The following is an 18,686-nucleotide window of genomic DNA, read 5'->3' on the forward strand; positions in this document are numbered from 1 at the left end:
GCGCGCCAGCGGTCGGCCCGGTCGGCGAACGCCCGGACCAGCTCCGAGTGGTTGTCGAGGTCCAGCGGCTCTACTCCGGCAGCACGCAGACCACGGCGGTGCAGTTGTGGAACCCCTGGAACTGGCCCTCCGCCCGCGCGATCTGGCCGTGGGTGTTGCAGCCCGCCAGGTCGATCCCGCCAAGGCGCGCCTTCACGGCGGCGACCTCGCTGCCGAACCCCTCGCCCATCCGCAGCCGGGTGGCCACGCAATCGAAGAACAGCGCCGCACCCGGCCGATGGCCGCCAAGCGCCGCCAGCGCCGCATCGGTGGCCAGTTGGGCCGCCTCGACGGTGGACTCGTGACTGCTGCGCATCACACGCACCACCGAGCCCACGGGCACTTCCGCGGCGCAGAGCACCGAGCCGTCGGCTTCCACCGCCAGCGGCACCCGCAGGCGGTGGCCGGCCGGGGTCTCGATGCCGAGGATGTTGTGCAGGAAGAAGGGGATCGGCGCCGACGTCTCGAGGGTCTGGCCGGTTTCCTCGGCATGGGCCTGCAAGGCCTCCACCGCCGGCAGGCCATTCAGGCCGATCAGGCGCATGCCGTCGGCGTCGGTGACGCGAAACGCCGCCGACGCCGGCTCCCAGCCGTGGCTGACGCCGACACCGATCGGCTTGTCGGAGAGGATCTCCAGCGCGACGACGGCGTCGGTGAGCACCTCGTCGCCGCAGAACACCGTGGTCCGCTGGAACTGGGCGTTGTCGCCGGCGCCGCCGCCGAAGAAGCGGTACTGGCCGGCGGTCGCCAGGGTCAGTTCGTCGACCAGGATGTCGGCGTGGCCGGCAAGGGCGTCGGTCATCACCAGGGCGGCGCGGTTCACCGGCCGCAGGTCCGACAGGCCGGTGAGCCCGGCGGCGAGCTGGCGCGCCGCGCCTTCGGGATCGGCCTGGACCCCCCGGCCGACCACGGCCCGGAACTCCGCGCCGTCGTTCCCGAGCGCCAGCACGCAGGCCAGGCCGTCGCCCTGCAACTCGTTCGTGAACTCGCCGGCCGACGAGGCGCCGACCACGACGCAGCCGTCGCAGCTCTCGCGCAGGGCCCCAAGCAGGGTTTTGTGATCGTAATGCGGGGCCGCGAACAGTATGATCGCGGCCGGCGCTCGTCCCAGGGTTTGCCGCACCTGTTCGCCCAGGTCTTTTCCCGCGGCCGCGGAATCGGTCGCTCGGGTCGCTGCAACGGCGGTTTTCAACTTGGCCCCTCAAAGCTTTTTGTAGCTCGCGCCGGGCTCCGCCGACCGCGTAGCGAACGTCATTCGCTGGCGAAGGTTCCGCGCAGGTCCCAACAAATGTGAAGGTCCCCGGCCGCCTCTCGATGCGCGGTTGACGTGTCCCCCGGCGCGACACACGCTCCTGGTGTCTCCACGGGGTTGAATCACATGGGAATTTGGCAGGTTCGGCGTCCGGGCGAGGCGGCGCGTTGAGCGCCTCCGGCTTCGAGGCCACGCTCGCGGCGATCTTCACCGACTGCGAGCAGGCGGTGTCCGAGCGGCTGGCCAAGGAGAAGGCCAAGGCCGAGAACCTGCAGGCGCTGGGCGCACGCCGCTTCGCCTACACCGTGGCCGAGGCGATCGAGGAGGAGGTGGGGCCGGCGGTGGCCGCGGCGCTGGCCAGCTACGACGGCGCCATCAACCGCCCGATCCTGCCGAACGAACGCTGGGAGGTGGCCTTGAAGAGCCGCATCGGCCACGCGGTGGACGCCGGCATGCGGCTCGGGAGCGGCGGCCACGAGAACGCGCCCTGGAAGCCGTTGCTGGCCGAGGAGGCGCCGGCGCTGAAGGCCCGCCTGCTGGCCATAGCGGACGCGCATTTCAGGCAGCTCGGCAAGGCCCGGCGCCGGGGCGGTCCCCGCCGCGGCTGGCTGCCGGAGCCGGCCCTGCGCTCCGCCCTGTTCGTCGTCGGCCTGGTGGTGGGCGCGCTGGTCGTTCAGCTGCTGCATCGCTGAGACCCGCGGTCGCCGCGGGGGAAAATTCCGCTAGGCTGAGGCCTGACGTCGGCAATCAGACCGGCGGAACAGCGGAGGACACGATGAGGCTCAGCAAGGCGCGGATCTCGCCGGTGGAGGACAAGGACCTCACCGCCGACCAGGCGGAGATCCTGCGGCCGATGGCCGAGCGGGGGCCGGTGCTCAACATCTTCCGCACCCTGGCGCGCGAGCCCAAGGCGATGAAGGGCTTCCTGGGCTGGGGCAACTACATCCTGTCGCGCCGCAACGGGCTCGGCGCCCGCGAGCGGGAGATCGTCATCCTGCGCACCGGCTACCTCTGCCGCTCCGGCTACGAGTGGACCCAGCACGTGGGGATCGGCCTGCGCGCCGGCCTGAACGAGGACGAGGTCCAGCGCCTGAAGGCCGGCCCCGACGCCGGCTGGAGCCCGGCCGACGCGGCCCTGATCCGCGCGGCGGACGAGCTGCATCGCGACCAGTTCATCACCGACGCCACCTGGGCGGCGCTGTCGGCGCATTTCGACGAGAAGCAGCGCATGGACGTGGTGTTCACCGCCGGCCAGTACACCCAGGTCTCGATGATGCTGAACACCTTCGGCGTGCAGCTCGACGCAGGCCAGGTCCTCGATCCCGACCTGAAGGGGTTCTGAGGATGGCCGGCCGGCTGGACGGCAAGACGGCGGTGGTGGTGGGCGCCGGCCAGACGCCGGGCGACACCCTCGGCAACGGCCGGGCCATGGCGCTGCTGTTCGCGCGCGAAGGCGCCGAGGTGCTGTGCGTGGACCGGGTGGGGGAGCGCGCGGCGGAGACCGCGGCGATGATCGAACAGGAGGGCGGCCGCGCCGCAGCCCTGCAGGCCGACATCGTCCAGCCCGCCGACTGCGCCGCCGTCGTCGCCGCCGCGAAAGCGCGCTGGGGTCGGCTCGACATCCTGGTCAACAACGTCGGCATCGGCGCCGGCGACGCGCCGGCCCACAAGCTGGAGGAGGCGGCCTTCGACCGCATCCTGGCGGTCAACCTCAAGGGCCTGTGGCTGACCACCCGCGCCGCCATCCCGCTGATGCGCGAGCAGGGCGGCGGGGCGATCGTCAACATCTCCTCCCTGGCCGGCATCGCCGGCGGGATCCAGCTGGCCTACGAGGTCTCCAAGGCCGGGGTGAACCGGCTGACCACCAGCGTCGCCCAGTCGAACGCCCGCTACGGCGTCCGCTGCAACGCCATCATGCCGGGGCTGATGGACACTCCGATGGCGGTGGCCGGGATCGCCGAAGCCAGCGGCCAGAGCCAGGCGCAGGTGCGCGAAGGCCGCAACGCCCGCGTGCCCCTGCGCGGGCGGATGGGCACGGCCTGGGACACCGCCTATGCGGCCCTCTACCTGGCCTCGGACGAGGCGCAGTTCGTCACCGGGGTGGTGCTGCCGGTGGACGGCGGGATGTCCAGCCGCATCGGCTAAGCAGTTGCCGGCGAAGGTCCGGCGGCCCATGTGGGACCGATGCCCGTCTCCGCCGCCTATCGCCCCGACCCGAAGTTCCAGGCGCTGGGCCCGGAGTTCGCCGATCCCGTCCGGGCGGCGGACTTCCCGCAGACGATCCTGCGCTTCCGCAACGACCGGGCCGCGGCGACCGTCGGGCTGGACACCCTGACCGACGCGGAGTGGATCGCCCACTTCGGGCGCTTCCAGCCGCTGCCGGACAACCTCGATCCGCCGCTGGCGCAGCGCTACCACGGCCACCAGTTCCGGGTTTACAACCCCGAGCTCGGCGACGGCCGCGGCTTCATCTTCGCCCAGCTCCGCGAGGCCGGGACGGACCGGCTGCTGGACCTCGGCACCAAGGGCTCGGGCCAGACGCCCTGGTCGCGCTCTGGCGACGGCCGGCTGACGCTGAAGGGCGGGGTGCGGGAGGTGCTGGCGACGGCCATGCTGGAAGCGCTGGGCGTGCCGAGCTCCCGCTCGTTCTCGCTGGTGGAGACCGGGGAGGCGCTGGTGCGCGGCGACGAGCCCAGCCCGACGCGCTCGGCCGTGCTGACGCGGCTGTCGCACAGCCACGTGCGCTTCGGCACCTTCCAGCGCCACGCCTTCTTCGAGCGCGGCGACCGGATCGGCGAACTGACCGACCACGTGATCGCCAACTACTATCCCGAGCTGAAAGGGGCGAACGACCGGCCGGTGGCGATGCTGCAGGTGGTGGTCGAGCGGAGCGCCCGGCTGGCCGCGCGATGGATGGCCGCGGGCTTCGTGCACGGGGTGCTCAACACCGACAACATGAGCCTGACCGGCGAGAGCTTCGACTACGGCCCCTACCGGTTCCTGCCGCACTCCAACCCGAACTTCACCGCGGCCTATTTCGACCACGCCGGCCTCTACGCCTTCGGCCGCCAGCCGGAGGCGGTGTTCTGGAACCTGCAGCAGCTGGCCGGCTGCCTCAGCCTGACGGCGGAGACCGAGCCGCTGGTCGAGGCGTTGAACGGCTTCGGGCCGGCCTATCGGCGCGAGCTGGTGGCCGCGATGCTGGACCGGCTGGGCGTGCGCTCCCGCGGCGAGGAGGCGGACGCGGCGCTGGTGCAGTCGGCGTTCCGCGCCCTGGCCGAGGGCGGCGAGCGGCTGCGCTGGGAGCCGTTCTTCTTCGACTGGTTCACCGGCTCGGAAGCCCGCGCGCTCGCCGGGCCGCGCGGCGCGCTCTACGCCGAGCCTTCGTTCGAGGAGTTCCGCGCCCGGCTGGCCGACTACGACCCCGACCGGCCGGAGCGGCTGGCCGATCCCTGGTTCGCGCGTCCGGAGCCGGAGGAGCTGCTCTACGACGAGATCGAGGCCATCTGGGCGGCCATCGCGCAGGCCGACGACTGGTCGGCCTTCCACGCCAAGCTGGCAGCGCTGGAGGAGGCCCGCGCGGCCTGGGGCCTGCCGGCCCAGGGCGTCGCCGGAACCTGAGCCTTAGCGGCGTCAGCGGAACCCCATCTCCCGCCGCAGGTCCGCGGCTGTGACGCCCCGGGCGCGCAGGTCGCGCAGCGTTTCCGCCCGGTCGCGCTTAGCGAACCGCCGGCCGTCCGGACCGGTGAGCAGCCGGTGATGTCGATAGACCGGCGTCGGCAGGGCGAGCAGGCCCTGCAGCAGGCGCTGGACGTGGGCGGCCTCGAACAGGTCCTGGCCGCGGATCACATGGCTCACCCCCTGCAGGGCGTCGTCGACCACCACCGCCAGGTGATAGGCGACGCCGACGTCCTTGCGCGCCAGCACTACGTCGCCGCCGAGCTCCGGCCGGGCCCGGACCTCGCCGTGTTCGCCGCTCGGCCCCTCGCCCTCCTCGACGAAGCGCAGCGCCGCGAAGCCGCCCAGCGTCCGCTCGGCCGCTTCCAGCGACAGCCGCCAGGCGTAGGCGTCGCCGGCCTGGAGCCGCCGGGCCTCTTCCTCGGGTGGCAAGGGCTGGCCGCGGAACACCTCCATGGCGCCGTGCGGCGCGCGCTCGATCTCCTCGGCGATCTCGCGGCGGGTGCGGAAGCAGCGGTAGAGCAGGCCGCGCTCGGCCAGGTCGCGGAGCGCGCGGCCGTAGTCCGCCATGTGCTCGGATTGGCGGCGCACCGGCGTTTCCCAGCTGAGGCCGAGCCAGGCCAGGTCCTCGAGGAGGGCGGCCTCGTGCTCGGGCCGGCAGCGGGTGCGGTCGATGTCCTCGATGCGCAGCAGGAAGCGGCCGCCGGCCCGACGCGCGGCCTGGAAGGCGGTGAGCGCCGAGAAGGCGTGGCCGCGGTGCAGGAAACCGGTCGGCGAGGGGGCGAAGCGGGTGACGAAGGGGGCGGCCACCCCTGCTGACTAGCGGGCGTGGGGCCGGGGCAACAGTCCCATGTGGCTGAGCACCGCGCGCAGGAAGGCCTTTTCGCCGCCGACCGCATCCTTCAGGTGCTCGAACTGCTTGAAGCCGGCCATCTCGGCCAAGCCGTGGGCGGCGCACCAGGCGGCGGTGGTCGCCAGCTCCAGGTCGATCTCGTCGGTCGGGTCGGCGCCCGCCTCGACCATGGTGTTGCGCACCTTGCAGTAGGGGGTGTCCTCGTCGCCGTGGCCCATCTGCATCGGCAGGTCGGCCTTGTCGCGCGCGGCGTCGTACATCACCCGGTAGAGCGCCGGGTTTTCCCGCGCGAAGCAGACGTAGGCCACGCCGAGCGAGAGCAGGGCGTCGTGCGGATCGGCCTGCGCCTTGGCCTCGGCCATGGCGTGGTCGAGTATCTGCCAGCCCTCGTGGGCGACGGCGTCGAGCAGTTCGCCCTTGTCCTTGAAGTGGTGATAGGGCGCGGCCGGGCTGACGCCGGCCTCGCGGGCCACGGCGCGGAGCGACAGGGCGCTCGGGCCGTCGGACTCCAGCAGCCGGCGCGCCGCGTCGACCAGGGCGCGGCTCAGATCGCCGTGGTGATAGGGGCGGGCTTCGGCGGCTTGAGATTCTCTCATCGGGGGCACTCTAAAACTCTATCTGGACGCCGTAAAGATATCTTGACGCCGCTTAGATCGGTGCTATTTAAGCATCGTTCAGATAACAAAAGCCCTCCGCTCCCCCGGAGGTTCCCAACTGAAAGGTGTGTGTCATGTCCCTCGCAGGTTTCTCCCGCTTCGAACGTTTCCTCGACCGGGCCGCGCCGGCCCTCATCCTGGTGCTCGGCTTCACCGCCGCCGCCGCGGTGGCGACCATCGGCGGCTGATCTCCCCGTCACCGGTCGAGACGGAAGGGCCCCCTCAGCGGGGCCCTTTTTCGTGTGCGCCACAGCCGCCGGCGTCGATGCGGAAACGCATAACAGTACAGCGTAAATGATTATCTATACGCCGCTTAGATGCGTGCTATCCAACTGGTGTCCTGTTGGACGGCGGCTTCGGATCACCCGGGCCGCTCACGCGAAAAGGAAACCAAAATGTCCGTCCAAATGAACCGCATGCTCGACACCCTGTCGTCCTACCTGATCGTCGCGCTCGGCCTGACGCTGGCCGGCGCCACCGCGATCGTCGGCGCCTGAAGGGTGGATCGCCGCTGAGCCTCGCCCGTGAGAAAACCGGGCGAGGCGTTGGCTTACGTCATGGAGCTGTCTCCGAATCTTTCCTATATTGGTCCTCGCAGCGGGACCGTTCCGGACCTCGGGACGCGGACGGTCAGACGTTGGCGCGTCCGGGAACGAGGGCTTCGTCTTCAGTCCACAAGCGTACGCCATAGGCGCGGCTCCGCGCCGCGGGAGGTCCGCCGATGCAGGTGCTTAGCCGCCCGCCGTCCGGCTTCCCCTGCCTGGTGCTGAACGCCGACTTCCGGCCGCTCAGCTACTACCCCCTGTCGCTCTGGCCTTGGCAGGAAGTCATCAAGGCCGTGTTCCTGGACCGGGTCGACGTGGTCTCGACCTACGACCAGGCGGTCCACTCCCCCTCCTTCGAGATGAAGCTGCCCAGCGTCGTATCGCTGAAGCACTACGTGACCCAGGACCGGCCCCCGGCCTTCACCCGCTTCAACCTCTTCCTGCGCGACACCTTCACCTGCCAGTACTGCACGGCCTCGGAGGAGCTGACCTTCGACCACGTGATCCCGCGCTCGCGCGGCGGGCGGACCACCTGGGAAAACATCGTCACCGCCTGCGCGCGCTGCAACCTGACCAAGGGCGGCCGCACGCCGCACGAGGCCGGCATGCATCCGCGCCACAAGCCGCGCCGGCCCACCGCCCACGAGCTGCTGGACCACGGCCGCCGCTTCCCGCCGCACCACCTGCACGAAAGCTGGCTCGACTACCTCTACTGGGACATCGAACTGGAGGCCTGAGGACGGCCCGCAGGCGCGGCCGAGTCCCCGCCCGGCGCCGGAGGTGGCCTGGACGCGCATTGCGCCAGGCATGCGCTTAGGCGACGGTTGGTTCGAGGAGGCTCCCATGAGCCTGACGACCGACGTCGCCCGGATGATGCGCCAGTGGGTGCAGGCGTGGCCCGCCGAACCCGAGCCGGGGCATCTGCTGAGGGTGCTGCGGTTGCTGGGCCAGTGGCGCTCGCAGATGCTGGCCAACACCTATCTGAAGCATCAGGGCGCGACGATCTACGGCGGCCCGTTCCGCGGCATGCAGTACGTCAGCGCCGCCACCGAGGGCGCCCTGATACCGAGGCTCTTGGGCACCTACGAATCCGAGCTGCATCCCTATCTCGCCGCGTTCGCCGCCGCCGACCTGGACTGCGTCGTCGATGTGGGCTGCGCCGAAGGCTATTACGCCGTCGGTCTCGCCCGGATGATGCCGCAGGTGACGGTCCACGCGCACGACATCGATCCGGCGGCCCGGGAAGCCTGCGCCGCCCTGGCCGCGCGCAACGGCGTCGCCGACCGGGTGGTGATCGGCGGGGCGTTCGAACCGCAGGACTTCGAGGCCTTCGCCGGACGCCGCGTCCTGGTGCTGATGGATGCGGAGGGCGCCGAACTGGACGTCCTGCAGCCGGCGCTGAGCCCCGCCCTGGCGGACATGAGCCTGATCGTCGAGACCCACGACCTGTACCGGCCCGGAACCCTCGCCGCGATGATGGAGCGCTTCTCCGCGACCCACGACATCGTGCGCGTCGACCAGCAACCCAAGGTCTTCGACCTGCCGCCGTGGCTGCAGACCCTGTCCCACCTCGACCAGCTTCTGGCGGTGTGGGAGTGGCGCGTTCAGCCCACGCCGTGGCTGGTGATGCGGCCGAGGGCGCGCTGAGATCCGCCCCCGGCCTGCTCCGACGGCCTCAGGCGGCGCCGAGGTAGTCCATCTTGCCGAGCTGCACGCCGTTGTGGCGCAGGATCAGGTAGGTGGCGGTGACGTGGAAGTAGAAGTTCGGCGTCGCGAAATTCAGCAGGAAGGCGCTGCCCGGGAAGTTCAGGTCCTTGCCGCCGACCTTCAGGGTGATGGTGCGGTCTTCGCTGCCGTCGATCTTGTCGGCCGGGACGCTGTTCAGGAAGGCGATGGTCTTGGCCAGACGCTCCTGCAGCTCGGCGAAGGTGGCCTCGGTGTCGGGATAGCTCGGGACCTCGATGCCGGCGAGCCGGGCGACGCAGCCCTTGGCGCCGTCGGTGGCGATCTGGATCTGGCGCGACAGCGGGAGCATGTCCGGGGCCAGCCGGTCATTGATCAGCACCGAGGGCTCGATCTTCTTCGCTTCGGCGTGCGCCTCCGCCGTCTTCAGGATGGCCGAGAGGTTGTTCAGCATCCGCACGAACACGGGCACGGAAGCTTGGTGCATGGAAAGCGACATGGAGATCCTTGTCTGAAAAGGGGAGCACGGACCGGCGCGGCCGGTCGTCCTCCCCATATGGTGACGCTTCGCCCGCCGCCTAGGGCTCAGCGGAAGACGTAGATCCCGCCGGTGACGCCGTGCGGGGCTTCGGCCAGGCCGCGGATCTCGAGCGGCACCCGCCGCGCGCCGCACAGGCACCGCAGCCGCGACTCCAGGTGCTCGACGCTGTGCCGCGCCAGGCCCTGGGCGAACCAGGGGCCGGGGTCGACGGAGGCCTCGCGCCCGCAGCGGCACACCGCCCACAGGCTGCTGCGCGCCGCCAGCGCCTGGTTGAGCCTCGGCGCGCCCAGCGCCGCGCCGATCGTCTGATGAGATGCGCCGTCCGCCATGATCCGCCTCCGTGAGTAGAACAAAAGCAGAACTCCAGGGCTTGCGCGACTCCGCGGAGGGTGCGCTGACGGAAAGGCTCAACCGGGCGTGGTCGCTGCGGCCGGTTTGAGGGGGAGGATGGGCGCGATTCCGCGCCGGCTGTCGACGCGGCTCGGCCGCGGAGGAGGCTGCAAGCTGTGGACGGACGTCGCGGCTAAGCGCGCGGCTCGCGCCACATGGTCCAGGTCGGCGGCGAGCCGGGGCGGATGAAATACTCGCTCGTCACCTCGAAGCCGTGGCGGCGGTAGAGCGCGACGTTGGACTCGGTGGAGGTCTCCAGGAAGGCCGCGCGGCCCTCGGCGTCGACCTTCGCCAGGCCCGCCGCCAGCAGCCGCGAGCCGACGCCCAGGCCCTGGGCGCGGGGATGCACGCCGAGCAGCCACAGGTAGGCGTGCGGCCGGTCCATCGGATGGGTGCGGTCCATCGCCTCGCGCATGGCGACCAGCCGCCCGAAGCGCGCCAGCCCGGTGGCGCCCAGCAGGGTCGGCACGGCGCGCAGCTCCTGCCAGAGCGGGTTGGGGCCGAGCTTCTCCGAGGGGATCCACACCGCCGCCGCGCCGCCGGTGGCCGGCCGCTGGATGGCGCCCACCGGGAAGGCGATCTCGCGCAGCATCAGCCGGAACAGTTTCTCCCGCGCCGCGTGCCGGCCGGCGTCGGGGCGCATGAACCAGTCGAACATCGGGTAGTCGGCGAAGGCCGCCGAGAGGTCCGCCGCGGCGGCGTCGAGCTCGTGCTCGGCGGCGACGACCGGGGTTTCGGCGGCCCGCCGGATGTCCTCGGCGCCGGGCTCGCTCATAGCTTCTCGCTGATCTTGATGGCCGCGCGGCAGCCGGTGCGGATGACCGCGGCCAGCAGGCCGTAGCCCGGCGCCTGGCGCGCGCCCTCCTCGACGGCGAGGTCGCGGTGGGCCAGCTCTTCCTCGCGGAAGCGGGCGAGCTCGGCGGCCAGCTCCGGCTCGCGCTCGGAGATCTCCGCCACCTGGCCGGCGTAGTGTTCCTCGATCACCGTTTCGACGGCCTCGGTGCAGGCATGCGCGGCCTTGTCGCCCAGCAGCGCCGTGCCGGCGCCGAGCGCGAACCCGGCCAGCCGCCAGACCGGCGTCAGCGCGGTCGGCCGCACGCGGCGTTCGGTGAGCAGGCGGTCGAAGCGGGCCAGGTGCTCGGCTTCATGCGCCTCCATCTCGGCCAGCTGGCCGGCGATCCGCTCGTGCCGAGGCGCCGCGCCGAGCACCGCCCGTTGGCCGCGGTAGATGGAGACTGCGCCCAGTTCGCCGGCATGGTCGACCCGCAGGATCTCCGCGAGCCTGGCCGCCATGGCGCCTCGCCCCGGGCGCGGCGGGATCGGCTTGTCGCTCATAGCTTGGACCTTTCGCGCAGGGCCGCGGCGACGCTGAGGCCGGCGAACACCAGCGAGGCGACGGCGTTCCAGCCGGCCATGGAGAGGCCGCCGAACACCCAGGCGGCCTGGTCGCAGGCCGGCGGGCGGATCTTCGCCCCGTTCATCAGTTCGTTGAGGGCGCTGGCGCTCACCGCCCCGGCTCCCGACCCCGAGCAGGTGGTCGGGCCGGGCCAGAACTTCCACTCCGCGCCGGCGTGGTAGGCGGCGACGCCGGCGCCGGTCAGGAACACCAGCGCCAGAATCCAGCAGGTGGCGGCGCGCCAGCGCGGGCCGCCGGGCAGCCGCACGATGACCATGAACCCGGCCGACAGGGCCGCGGCCACCCAGTAGACCTCCCGTTGCCGCAGGCAGAGCGTGCAGGGAGCCAGCCCGCCGAAGGTCTCGAACGCGTGGGCGATCGCCAGCATGCCGGCGGAGATCACCAGCGCGCAAAGCCGCCAGCGGTCGAGGAAGGGGCGAAGGAAATCGCTCATTGCGGGCGATATGATCCCAAATGCGGGCTCAGCCAAAGACCTTCAGCGCGACGACCACGCCGACCAGCGCCACGACGCCGATGACCGTGTAGAGCGCCAGCCGGCGTTCCACCTCCTCGCGGATCGCCGGGCCGAAGTATTTCAGCAGGGTGGCGGTGAGGAAGAAGCGCGCGCCGCGGGTCACGATCGAGGCCCAGACGAAGGTCAGGAGGTCGAAGCGCGCCAGGCCGGCGGTGATCGTCACCAGCTTGTAGGGGATCGGCGTCAGGCCCTTGATCAGGATGATCCACAGGCCGTACTGCGCGAACCAGGCGTGGAACTCCGCGGCGCCCTGCGGATGGCCGAAGAAGGCCAGGATCTGGTGGCCGACCGGCTCCAGGAAGACGCCGATGGCGTAGCCCAGCATGCCGCCGATCACCGAGGCGGCGGTGCAGATCCCGGCGTACAGGAAGGCCCGCTGCGGCTTGGCCAGCACCATCGGCGCCAGCATCACGTCGGGCGGGATCGGGAAGAACGAGCTCTCCGCGAAGGAGATCACCGCGAGGGCTGCGGGCGCGTGCCGCGACCCGGCCAGGTTCATGACCCAGTCGTAGACTTTGCGAAGCATGGATGGTCCAGGATGAGGCGTCAGGCGTTGAGCTAGCAGGCGTGACGGCGCTTGTCTTCCGGCGACCGCAGACTGGGGTTGATCGCCGCGGGGCGCTCGGCCAAACCGGGTAGGGCGTCCGCACGCGGTTGGGTGGGTGGTTTTCCTGATGACGACAGCCGATGCGGCCGGAGCCACCTCGCCGACCTTGGGAGACTGGGCGCTGGTGGCGCACGGCGGGGCGGGCGTGATCGACCGCGCGGACCTCAAGCCCGAGCAGGAGGCGGCCTACCGGGCCGCCCTGGCGCGGGTCGCGCAAGCCGGGGCCGAGGTGCTGCGCAACGGCGGCTCGGCGCTGGACGCGGTCGAGGCCGCGATCCGCCTGCTGGAAGACGATCCGCTGTTCAACGCCGGCCGCGGCGCGGTCTTCACCGCCGAAGGGCGCAACGAGCTCGACAGCTCGATCATGGACGGCCGGACGCTGCAGGCCGGCGCGGTGGCCGGCGTCACCCGCACCCGCAACCCGATCTCCCTGGCCCGCGCGGTGATGGAGCGCTCCGAGCACGTCTTCCTGGCCGGCGCTGGGGCCGACGCCTTCTCGAAGGCCCACGGGTTGGAGCAGGTCGAGCCGGGCTATTTCTTCACCGAGCGGCGCTGGCGCTCGCTGGAGGCCGAGCTGAGGCGGCAGGGCCTGCCGATCCCGCCGCGGCCCCCGGGCGCCGGCGCCTGCCGCGACGAGGCCGAGGCCCTGGCCCACGACGAGGGCAAGCGCGGGACCGTGGGCGTGGTGGCGCTGGACCGCCACGGCGACGTGGCCGCCGGCGTCTCCACCGGCGGGACGACCGCCAAGCGCTGGGGCCGGGTGGGGGACAGCCCGATCATCGGGGCCGGCGCCTTCGCCACCAACCGCGCCTGCGCGGTCTCGGCCACCGGCGCCGGCGAGTATTTCATCCGCCTGAGCGTGGCGCGCCGGATCTGCGACCTGGTGGAGCTGAAGGGCCTGCCCCTGCAGGCCGCCGTCGACCAGGTGGTGCAGGCCGAGCTGACGGCCCTGGGCGGCGACGGCGGGGTGATCGCGGTGGCGCCGGACGGCGAGATCGCCTGGAGCTTCAACACCTCGGGCATGTATCGTGCCCGTATCGCCGACAACCAACCCCTGGTGATCGGCATCTACAAGGACGATCCCTGAGATGGATCGCTTCGAGTCCGATCTGGAAGAGGCCGCCCGCGACGAGCTCGACCGCGCCTGCACGCTCGGCTGGCGCCAGCTCGCGGCCCACACCCCGTGGGGGGACACCTTCGAGGGGTTCACGCCCGGCGGTCGCGAGGTCTGCTTCGAGCGCAGCTATCTGTGGGAAGGTGAGGCTCGGGGCGACATCCGGGTTGAACTGACCGTCTACCAGCGTGAAGCCTACGAGCAGGGTGTTCGGCTGACCCGCACCATCGCGCGGGAGGATCGATGAAAAAGAAGGTGAGGAAACGATGAAGCTGGCGTCCCTGAAGGGCGGCCGCGACGGGCGGCTGGTGGTGGTCTCGAACGATCTGGCCTGGTGCACGCCGGCGGACCTGATCGCGCCCACCCTGCAGGCGGCGCTGGACGACTGGGAGCACTGCGAGCCGGACCTGCGCGCCTTGGCCGAGAGCCTGGAGCTCGGCGCCGTTCCGCGGGAACGCTTCCACGAGCACGAGGCGGCGAGCCCCTTGCCCCGCGCCTATCAGTGGGCGGACGGCTCGGCCTATGTGAACCACGTGGCGCTGGTCCGCCAGGCGCGCGGCGCGGAGATGCCGGAGAGCTTCTGGACCGACCCGCTGATGTACCAGGGCGGCTCCGACGGCTTCCTCGGACCGCGCGAGGCCATTCCCCTTGCCGACGAATCCTGGGGGCTCGATCTCGAGGGCGAGGTGGCGGTGATCACCGGCGACGTGCCGCAGGGCGCGAGCCGGGACGAGGCGCTGGCCGCCGTGCGCCTGGTCATGCTCTGCAACGACGTGTCCCTGCGCAACCTGATCCCCGGCGAGCTCGCCAAGGGCTTCGGCTTCTTCCAGGCCAAGCCGGCGTCGGCCTTCTCGCCGGTGGCGGTGACGCCGGACGCCCTGGAGGGCTGGAGGGACGGCAAGCTGCACGGCGCGCTGGAGGTCGAGCTGAACGGCAAGCCGCTGGGCGAGGCCGACGCCGGCGTCGACATGACCTTCGACTTCGGGACGCTGATCGCCCACGCCGCGAAGACCCGCAGCCTGACGGCCGGCTCGATCGTCGGTTCGGGCACGGTGTCCAACCGCGGCTCCGACGGCGGTCCGGGCAAGCCGATCGCCGACGGCGGGGTCGGCTACTCCTGCCTGGCCGAGGTGCGGACGGCGGAGACCCTGGTCGAAGGCCGGCCGAGGACTCCGTTCCTGAAGGCCGGCGACGTGGTGCGGATCGAGATGCGCGACGCCCGCCGCCACAGCCTCTTCGGCGCCATCGAACAGGCAGTTGCGGCCGAATGAGCGCCGACGACGGCGAGAGCGCGCTGGAGCTCGACAGCTACCTGCCGTACCGGCTGTCGGTGGCGTCGAACGCGGTGTCGGGCCTGATCGCGCGCGCCTACCAGGACCGCTTCGGCCTCTCGATCCCGCAATGGCGGCTGATCTGCGTGCTGGCGGAGTACCGTGAGCTCACCCAGGGCCAGGTCGTCGCGCGCACGGTGATGGACAAGGTCACCGTCAGCCGCGCGGCGCAGGGGCTGCTGAACCGCCATCTGGTGGGGCGGTCCGATCACCAGGCCGACGGGCGATCGCACGTGCTGGCGCTGACGCCGCAAGGGGCGCGCCTGTACGCCGAGATCGCGCCGCTGGCGCTGGCCTACGAGGCGGCGCTGATTTCAGGCCTGGCGCCGGAGGAGGTGACCCTGCTCAAACGCCTGCTCTCTCGCCTGCAATCGGCGGCCGGCGCGCTGGCCGGGGAGATCGAACCGCCGTCCCTGGATTACGGGCCTGAGCCGACCTAGTGGAGGAGCGCGGCCTCGGGGCGGACGCCCCAGCGGTGCGAGCCCTCGCCGAACGGCAGATGGAAGCCGAAGGCGGCGCGCCGGCGCTCATCGCGCCAGTTCTCCTCGAAACTGTGGATGAGGGCCGCTTGCAGATCCTCCGGGATCTGACGGACGTCGTGACCCAGGTTACGGGCCACTTGCTCAATCACCATTGCGCGGTGCGCTTCGCCGCCGAGCAACAGGAGGGCCTCACGGACGCGTTTGGCGAGGGTTTGATTGCCCCGCCCCGGCTTTTTGCCGCTGCGTGTGTCGGAGGCGATTTCCAGCATCTTCTGCATGACGGGACGCTCGCACGCGGTGATTTAGCGACGCGTTAAAGGGCAGGTTGAATGCGTGGTTAACCGCAGCCGGGGGTTTAGCCGGCGCCCATCGCCACCGCCGTCCGGTAGACGATCAGCGAGGCCACGTAGGCCATGCCGGTCATGTAGGCGAACATCACCGCCGGCCAGAGCCAGGAGTTGGTCTCCCGCTTCACCACCGCCAGCGTCGAGGCGCACTGCGGGGCGAACACGTACCAGGCCAGGAACGACAGGCCGGTGGCCAGCGACCAGTGGTGGGCCAGCGTCGTCGCCAGGGCGCCGGGCGAGGCGTCCGCATTGCCGATGGCGTAGACCGTGCCCAACGCCGCCACCGCCACTTCGCGGGCCGCGAAGCCGGGGATCAGGGCGACCGTCATCTGCCAGTTGAAGCCGATCGGCGCGAGCACCGGTGCGATCAGGTGGCCCAGGCGGCCGGCCAGGCTGTAGTCGATGGCCGCGCCGGGCGCGCCGGGGGGCGCTCCGGGGAAGGACGACAGGAACCACACCAGGATCATCAGCGGGAAGATGATCCGGCCGGCGCGCATGACGAAGATCTTGCCGCGCAGGTAGAGGCTGCGCGCCACGTTCTCGGCGTCCGGCAGCTTGTAGGTCGGCAGCTCCATCAGGAACGGCTCCACCGCGCCGCGCCAGAACAGCCGCCGCGTCAGGAACGAGACGCCGAGCGCGCTGGCGATGCCCGCCGCATAGAGGCCGAACATCACCAGCCCCTGCAGGCTCATGAAGCCAGCCACCGTCCGGTCCGGGATGAAGGCCGAGATGATCAGGGTGTAGACCGGGATGCGCGCCGAACAGGTCATCAGCGGCGCCACCAGGATGGTGGTCAGCCGGTCGCGGCGGTTGTCGATCACCCGCGTCGACATGATCCCCGGGATGGCGCAGGCGAAGCTGGAGAGCAGCGGGATGAAGGCGCGGCCGTGCAGGCCGGCGCCGCCCATGATCCGGTCCATCAGGAAGGCCGCCCGGGCCATGTAGCCGAAGTCTTCCAGGAGGATGATGAAGAAGAACAGCACCAGGATCTGCGGCAGGAAGACCAGCACGCTGCCGACGCCGGAGATCACCCCGTCGGCGATGAAGCTGGCGAGCAGGCCGGGCGGCAGGTGCTGGGCGACCAGGACGCCGAGGCCCTGGAACGCCGCGTCGATGGCGTCCTGCGCGGGCTTGGCCCAGGTGAACACCGCCTGGAACATCAGGAACAGCACGCCGAACAGGATCGCCAGCCCGGCGACCGGGTGCAGCAGCACGGCGTCGACCTTGGCGGTGAAGGTGTCGGGCCGCTCGGGCGGGCGGACGTAGGTCTTCAGGATCCGGTGCGCCTCGCGGTGCGCCGAGCGGATCTCGCCGGCGTCGGGTTCGCGCCAGGTGTTCTGGCCGTCGAGCGCGCCGGCTTGCGCCAGCTCGTCGACCTTGGCCACCAGTTCGTCGATGCCGCGCTTGCGGGTGGCGACGGTGGTGACGATCGGGCAGCCCAGCTCGCGGGCCAGGCCCTCGACGTCGATCCGCAGGCCCTGGCGCTGGGCGATGTCGTACATGTTGAGCGCCAGCACCATCGGCCGGCCGACCGCCTTCAGCTCCAGGATCAGCCGCAGCACCAGGCGCAGGTTGGTGGCGTCGGCGACCGCCACCAGCACGTCGGGGGCCTCCTCGCCGGCCAGCTTGCCCAGCACCGCGTCGCGGGTCACCGCCTCGTCGGGGCTGCGGGCGCGCAGGGAATAGGTGCCGGGCAGGTCGAGGATGGAGAGGGTGCGGCCCTGGGCGGTGTGCAGGTGGCCTTCCTTCCGCTCGACGGTGACGCCGGCGTAGTTGGCGACCTTCTGGCGGCTGCCGGTCAGGGCGTTGAAGAGGGCGGTCTTGCCGGAGTTGGGATTGCCGACCAGGGCGACGCGCGCCGGCCGCAGTACGGTTTCGCTCATCGCGCCGGCCGCTTCGGGCTCAGTCGTTCCAGCAGCACCCAGACGTCCTCGGCGTCGCGGCGGCGCAGCGCCACGCGCATGTCGTCGAGCCGCACCGCGATCGGGTCGCGGCGGATGGCGCCCTCGTGCAGCACCTCGATCGCCGCGCCTTCCACGAAGCCGAATTCCAGCAGCCGGCGCTGCAGCTCCTCGACGCCGACGCCGTGGTCGCCGGGATGGCTCTCGGCCCGCACGTCGACGATCGTCCCGGCGTCGCCGGGATGGGCCTCGGACAGGCGCACCAGCCGGGCGTCGACGTCCGCCGCGTGGGCGGGCGAGGCCTTGATCGGCTCGGCGAGCATGTCGTGCATGGAGGAAACCTCGGCCGCGGACTTTGCGAGTGATTATCATTTACGTCCGAGGCGCCCGAAATACAAGACCTTGGCCCTGGGCATCTTGCCGCGCCGCGCTGGCGCCGCGTCCGCGCGGGCCGGTCCGCAACGCAGGGGTGGCGCGAGCGCCGCGGGTATGGCAATCGGAACCACCCGCCGAGGCGTCGCCCTACGCCATGCGGGACGCGGGCGTGGTGGAATTGGTAGACGCGCTGGACTCAAAATCCAGTTCCGAGAGGAGTGTCGGTTCGAGCCCGACCGCCCGCACCATTTGGGAACGCTACGCGTCTCGAGACGCATTTGCCGCCATCCGCCGCTCGAAGCGGACCCGCTCGGCGTGGGTCTGCGGGAAGGCACGGTAGCCGGCTCGCATCCAGGCTTTGCACTGGACGTGACGCGTCGCAGAGATCTGCTCATTGGACCACCATTCCGGGCGGTGCGCGCTCTTCGGCAGGAGCCCGCCCAGGACGCGTTCAATGTCCCGAAAGCTCATCTCGTGGATTGCGCTCTTCTGACGCCGTAGATGACCTTCCAGTGGATCGTACTTTCCCATGCGACCCCTCCGAGCCCCTGCGTTCTCTTGCAGGTTGAGCGGGGGTCAGCAACTCTCGTGCCGTGATGCTCGTCCCACCTCCGATCGATCCCCGTCTGCTGGCCGCCGAGATCGAGGCGACGTCAGTGAGTTATCGGGCGACTGGCCGCGGCGAGTTCAGGCCTTGAAGCGCTTCCGATGCGGACAGCCGGGCCAGCAGCACGGCCGTCGCTTCCCGTCCTTTAGTTGTGTACGCGTCCGCTCGACGTGATTGCGTCGCGTCTCGGGCTTCTTCACGGACTCGACCCAGCAAATCCATTCGTTGCGCGCGAGCGGCGTTATGTCCTCCCACTTGGCGAGCGCCTCCCTGTCGGAAACAAGCACCTCACGAAGGTCTGTCGGGACCTCGTGCACCACGCCAGCACTGACGCGCACATTCGTCATGGGATGA

The 18,686-nt window shown here is 71.0% G+C and carries 24 protein-coding genes and 1 tRNA gene; 11 read left to right on the plus strand and 14 right to left on the minus strand.

Annotated features, from left to right (window positions below):
* Positions 1–70 precede the first annotated feature (70 nt).
* Positions 71–1,162 carry an FIST signal transduction protein gene (locus DJ021_RS10240; RefSeq protein WP_207801803.1) on the minus strand — a complete coding sequence of 364 codons (1,092 nt, stop codon included), beginning with the start codon at positions 1,160–1,162 and terminating at the stop codon, positions 71–73.
* Between the two features lie 296 nt (positions 1,163–1,458).
* On the opposite strand from DJ021_RS10240, the gene DJ021_RS10245 reads away from it, so the two are divergent.
* The 4 genes from DJ021_RS10245 to DJ021_RS10260 all read left to right on the plus strand — a co-directional run bounded on the left by DJ021_RS10245 (position 1,459) and on the right by DJ021_RS10260 (position 4,912).
* On the plus strand, positions 1,459–1,983 hold the full coding sequence (locus DJ021_RS10245; RefSeq protein ID WP_111457448.1) for a hypothetical protein: 525 nt from the start codon (positions 1,459–1,461) through the stop codon (positions 1,981–1,983).
* A gap of 83 nt (positions 1,984–2,066) precedes the next feature.
* The gene (locus DJ021_RS10250; protein ID WP_111457449.1) at positions 2,067–2,633 is read left to right on the plus strand and encodes a carboxymuconolactone decarboxylase family protein; all 567 of its coding nucleotides are present in this window, start codon (positions 2,067–2,069) and stop codon (positions 2,631–2,633) included.
* Between the two features lie 2 nt (positions 2,634–2,635).
* Entirely contained in the window at positions 2,636–3,436 is an 801-nt protein-coding gene (locus DJ021_RS10255) for an SDR family NAD(P)-dependent oxidoreductase (RefSeq protein ID WP_111457450.1), read from the plus strand.
* Between the two features lie 39 nt (positions 3,437–3,475).
* On the plus strand, positions 3,476–4,912 hold the full coding sequence (locus DJ021_RS10260; protein WP_111457451.1) for a protein adenylyltransferase SelO: 1,437 nt from the start codon (positions 3,476–3,478) through the stop codon (positions 4,910–4,912).
* Positions 4,913–4,924: 12 nt separating this feature from the next.
* On the opposite strand, the gene gluQRS is transcribed toward DJ021_RS10260, so the two are convergent.
* Together gluQRS and DJ021_RS10270 are read right to left on the minus strand one after the other, a co-directional pair.
* Positions 4,925–5,779 carry a tRNA glutamyl-Q(34) synthetase GluQRS gene (gluQRS, locus tag DJ021_RS10265; protein WP_111457452.1) on the minus strand — a complete coding sequence of 285 codons (855 nt, stop codon included), beginning with the start codon at positions 5,777–5,779 and terminating at the stop codon, positions 4,925–4,927.
* Positions 5,780–5,788: 9 nt separating this feature from the next.
* Positions 5,789–6,418: a TetR/AcrR family transcriptional regulator gene (locus DJ021_RS10270; RefSeq protein ID WP_111457453.1), complete on the minus strand. Its 630-nt coding sequence runs from the start codon at positions 6,416–6,418 to the stop codon at positions 5,789–5,791.
* A 781-nt stretch (positions 6,419–7,199) separates the two neighbouring features.
* On the opposite strand from DJ021_RS10270, the gene DJ021_RS10275 reads away from it, so the two are divergent.
* Both DJ021_RS10275 and DJ021_RS10280 read left to right on the plus strand, forming a co-directional pair.
* A complete protein-coding gene (locus DJ021_RS10275; RefSeq protein WP_111457454.1) occupies positions 7,200–7,760 on the plus strand; it encodes an HNH endonuclease in 561 nt (186 codons plus the stop codon).
* Between the two features lie 106 nt (positions 7,761–7,866).
* Positions 7,867–8,670, plus strand: coding sequence for a methyltransferase (locus DJ021_RS10280; protein ID WP_165837176.1), 804 nt, complete (start codon positions 7,867–7,869; stop codon positions 8,668–8,670).
* A 28-nt stretch (positions 8,671–8,698) separates the two neighbouring features.
* Here the strand turns inward: DJ021_RS10280 and DJ021_RS10285 are convergent, their stop codons facing one another.
* The 6 genes from DJ021_RS10285 to DJ021_RS10310 all read right to left on the minus strand — a co-directional run bounded on the left by DJ021_RS10285 (position 8,699) and on the right by DJ021_RS10310 (position 12,094).
* Positions 8,699–9,205, minus strand: coding sequence for a DUF1993 domain-containing protein (locus tag DJ021_RS10285; RefSeq protein WP_111457456.1), 507 nt, complete (start codon positions 9,203–9,205; stop codon positions 8,699–8,701).
* Positions 9,206–9,291: 86 nt separating this feature from the next.
* The gene (locus DJ021_RS10290) at positions 9,292–9,576 is read right to left on the minus strand and encodes a hypothetical protein (protein WP_111457457.1); all 285 of its coding nucleotides are present in this window, start codon (positions 9,574–9,576) and stop codon (positions 9,292–9,294) included.
* A 194-nt stretch (positions 9,577–9,770) separates the two neighbouring features.
* Positions 9,771–10,412: a GNAT family N-acetyltransferase gene (locus DJ021_RS10295; RefSeq protein WP_111457458.1), complete on the minus strand. Its 642-nt coding sequence runs from the start codon at positions 10,410–10,412 to the stop codon at positions 9,771–9,773.
* Positions 10,409–10,972 (minus strand): demethoxyubiquinone hydroxylase family protein, encoded by a 564-nt coding sequence (locus tag DJ021_RS10300; protein WP_111457459.1) that lies wholly within the window; start codon positions 10,970–10,972, stop codon positions 10,409–10,411. The genes DJ021_RS10295 and DJ021_RS10300 overlap by 4 nt, the downstream gene beginning before the upstream one ends.
* Positions 10,969–11,487, minus strand: coding sequence for a disulfide bond formation protein B (locus DJ021_RS10305; protein ID WP_111457460.1), 519 nt, complete (start codon positions 11,485–11,487; stop codon positions 10,969–10,971). The genes DJ021_RS10300 and DJ021_RS10305 overlap by 4 nt, the downstream gene beginning before the upstream one ends.
* A gap of 28 nt (positions 11,488–11,515) precedes the next feature.
* The gene (locus tag DJ021_RS10310; RefSeq protein WP_111457461.1) at positions 11,516–12,094 is read right to left on the minus strand and encodes a YqaA family protein; all 579 of its coding nucleotides are present in this window, start codon (positions 12,092–12,094) and stop codon (positions 11,516–11,518) included.
* Between the two features lie 148 nt (positions 12,095–12,242).
* On the opposite strand from DJ021_RS10310, the gene DJ021_RS10315 reads away from it, so the two are divergent.
* Genes DJ021_RS10315 through DJ021_RS10330 form a run of 4 tightly spaced genes read left to right on the plus strand, consistent with a single transcriptional unit; the run spans position 12,243 to position 15,060 of the window.
* Positions 12,243–13,262: an isoaspartyl peptidase/L-asparaginase family protein gene (locus DJ021_RS10315; RefSeq protein WP_111459059.1), complete on the plus strand. Its 1,020-nt coding sequence runs from the start codon at positions 12,243–12,245 to the stop codon at positions 13,260–13,262.
* Between the two features lies 1 nt (position 13,263).
* The gene (locus DJ021_RS10320) at positions 13,264–13,536 is read left to right on the plus strand and encodes a hypothetical protein (RefSeq protein WP_111457462.1); all 273 of its coding nucleotides are present in this window, start codon (positions 13,264–13,266) and stop codon (positions 13,534–13,536) included.
* 19 nt (positions 13,537–13,555) lie between these two features.
* Positions 13,556–14,560, plus strand: a complete 1,005-nt coding sequence (locus DJ021_RS10325) for a fumarylacetoacetate hydrolase family protein (protein WP_111457463.1) — start codon at positions 13,556–13,558, stop codon at positions 14,558–14,560.
* Positions 14,557–15,060: a MarR family winged helix-turn-helix transcriptional regulator gene (locus DJ021_RS10330; protein ID WP_111457464.1), complete on the plus strand. Its 504-nt coding sequence runs from the start codon at positions 14,557–14,559 to the stop codon at positions 15,058–15,060. Before DJ021_RS10325 ends, DJ021_RS10330 begins: the two co-directional genes overlap by 4 nt.
* On the opposite strand, the gene DJ021_RS10335 is transcribed toward DJ021_RS10330, so the two are convergent.
* From DJ021_RS10335 to DJ021_RS10345, 3 genes are all read right to left on the minus strand, one after another.
* Positions 15,057–15,380, minus strand: coding sequence for a hypothetical protein (locus tag DJ021_RS10335; RefSeq protein WP_111457465.1), 324 nt, complete (start codon positions 15,378–15,380; stop codon positions 15,057–15,059). The genes DJ021_RS10330 and DJ021_RS10335 overlap by 4 nt on opposite strands.
* A 77-nt stretch (positions 15,381–15,457) precedes the next feature.
* On the minus strand, positions 15,458–17,332 hold the full coding sequence (gene feoB / locus DJ021_RS10340) for a ferrous iron transporter B (RefSeq protein ID WP_111457466.1): 1,875 nt from the start codon (positions 17,330–17,332) through the stop codon (positions 15,458–15,460).
* Positions 17,329–17,682, minus strand: coding sequence for a FeoA family protein (locus tag DJ021_RS10345; RefSeq protein WP_424443731.1), 354 nt, complete (start codon positions 17,680–17,682; stop codon positions 17,329–17,331). The genes feoB and DJ021_RS10345 overlap by 4 nt, the downstream gene beginning before the upstream one ends.
* 206 nt (positions 17,683–17,888) lie before the next feature.
* On the opposite strand from DJ021_RS10345, the gene DJ021_RS10350 reads away from it, so the two are divergent.
* Positions 17,889–17,973: transfer RNA gene (locus DJ021_RS10350), tRNA-Leu, on the plus strand.
* 10 nt (positions 17,974–17,983) lie between these two features.
* On the opposite strand, the gene DJ021_RS10355 is transcribed toward DJ021_RS10350, so the two are convergent.
* Complete coding sequence (locus tag DJ021_RS10355) at positions 17,984–18,256, minus strand: DUF7662 domain-containing protein (RefSeq protein ID WP_111457467.1); 273 nt, start codon at positions 18,254–18,256, stop codon at positions 17,984–17,986.
* A 156-nt stretch (positions 18,257–18,412) separates the two neighbouring features.
* A complete protein-coding gene (locus DJ021_RS10360; protein WP_111457468.1) occupies positions 18,413–18,679 on the minus strand; it encodes a YdeI/OmpD-associated family protein in 267 nt (88 codons plus the stop codon).
* Positions 18,680–18,686 lie beyond the last annotated feature (7 nt).

Origin of the sequence: Phenylobacterium hankyongense (genome assembly GCF_003254505.1) — a bacterium.
Taxonomy (GTDB): Bacteria; Pseudomonadota; Alphaproteobacteria; order Caulobacterales; family Caulobacteraceae; genus Phenylobacterium; species Phenylobacterium hankyongense.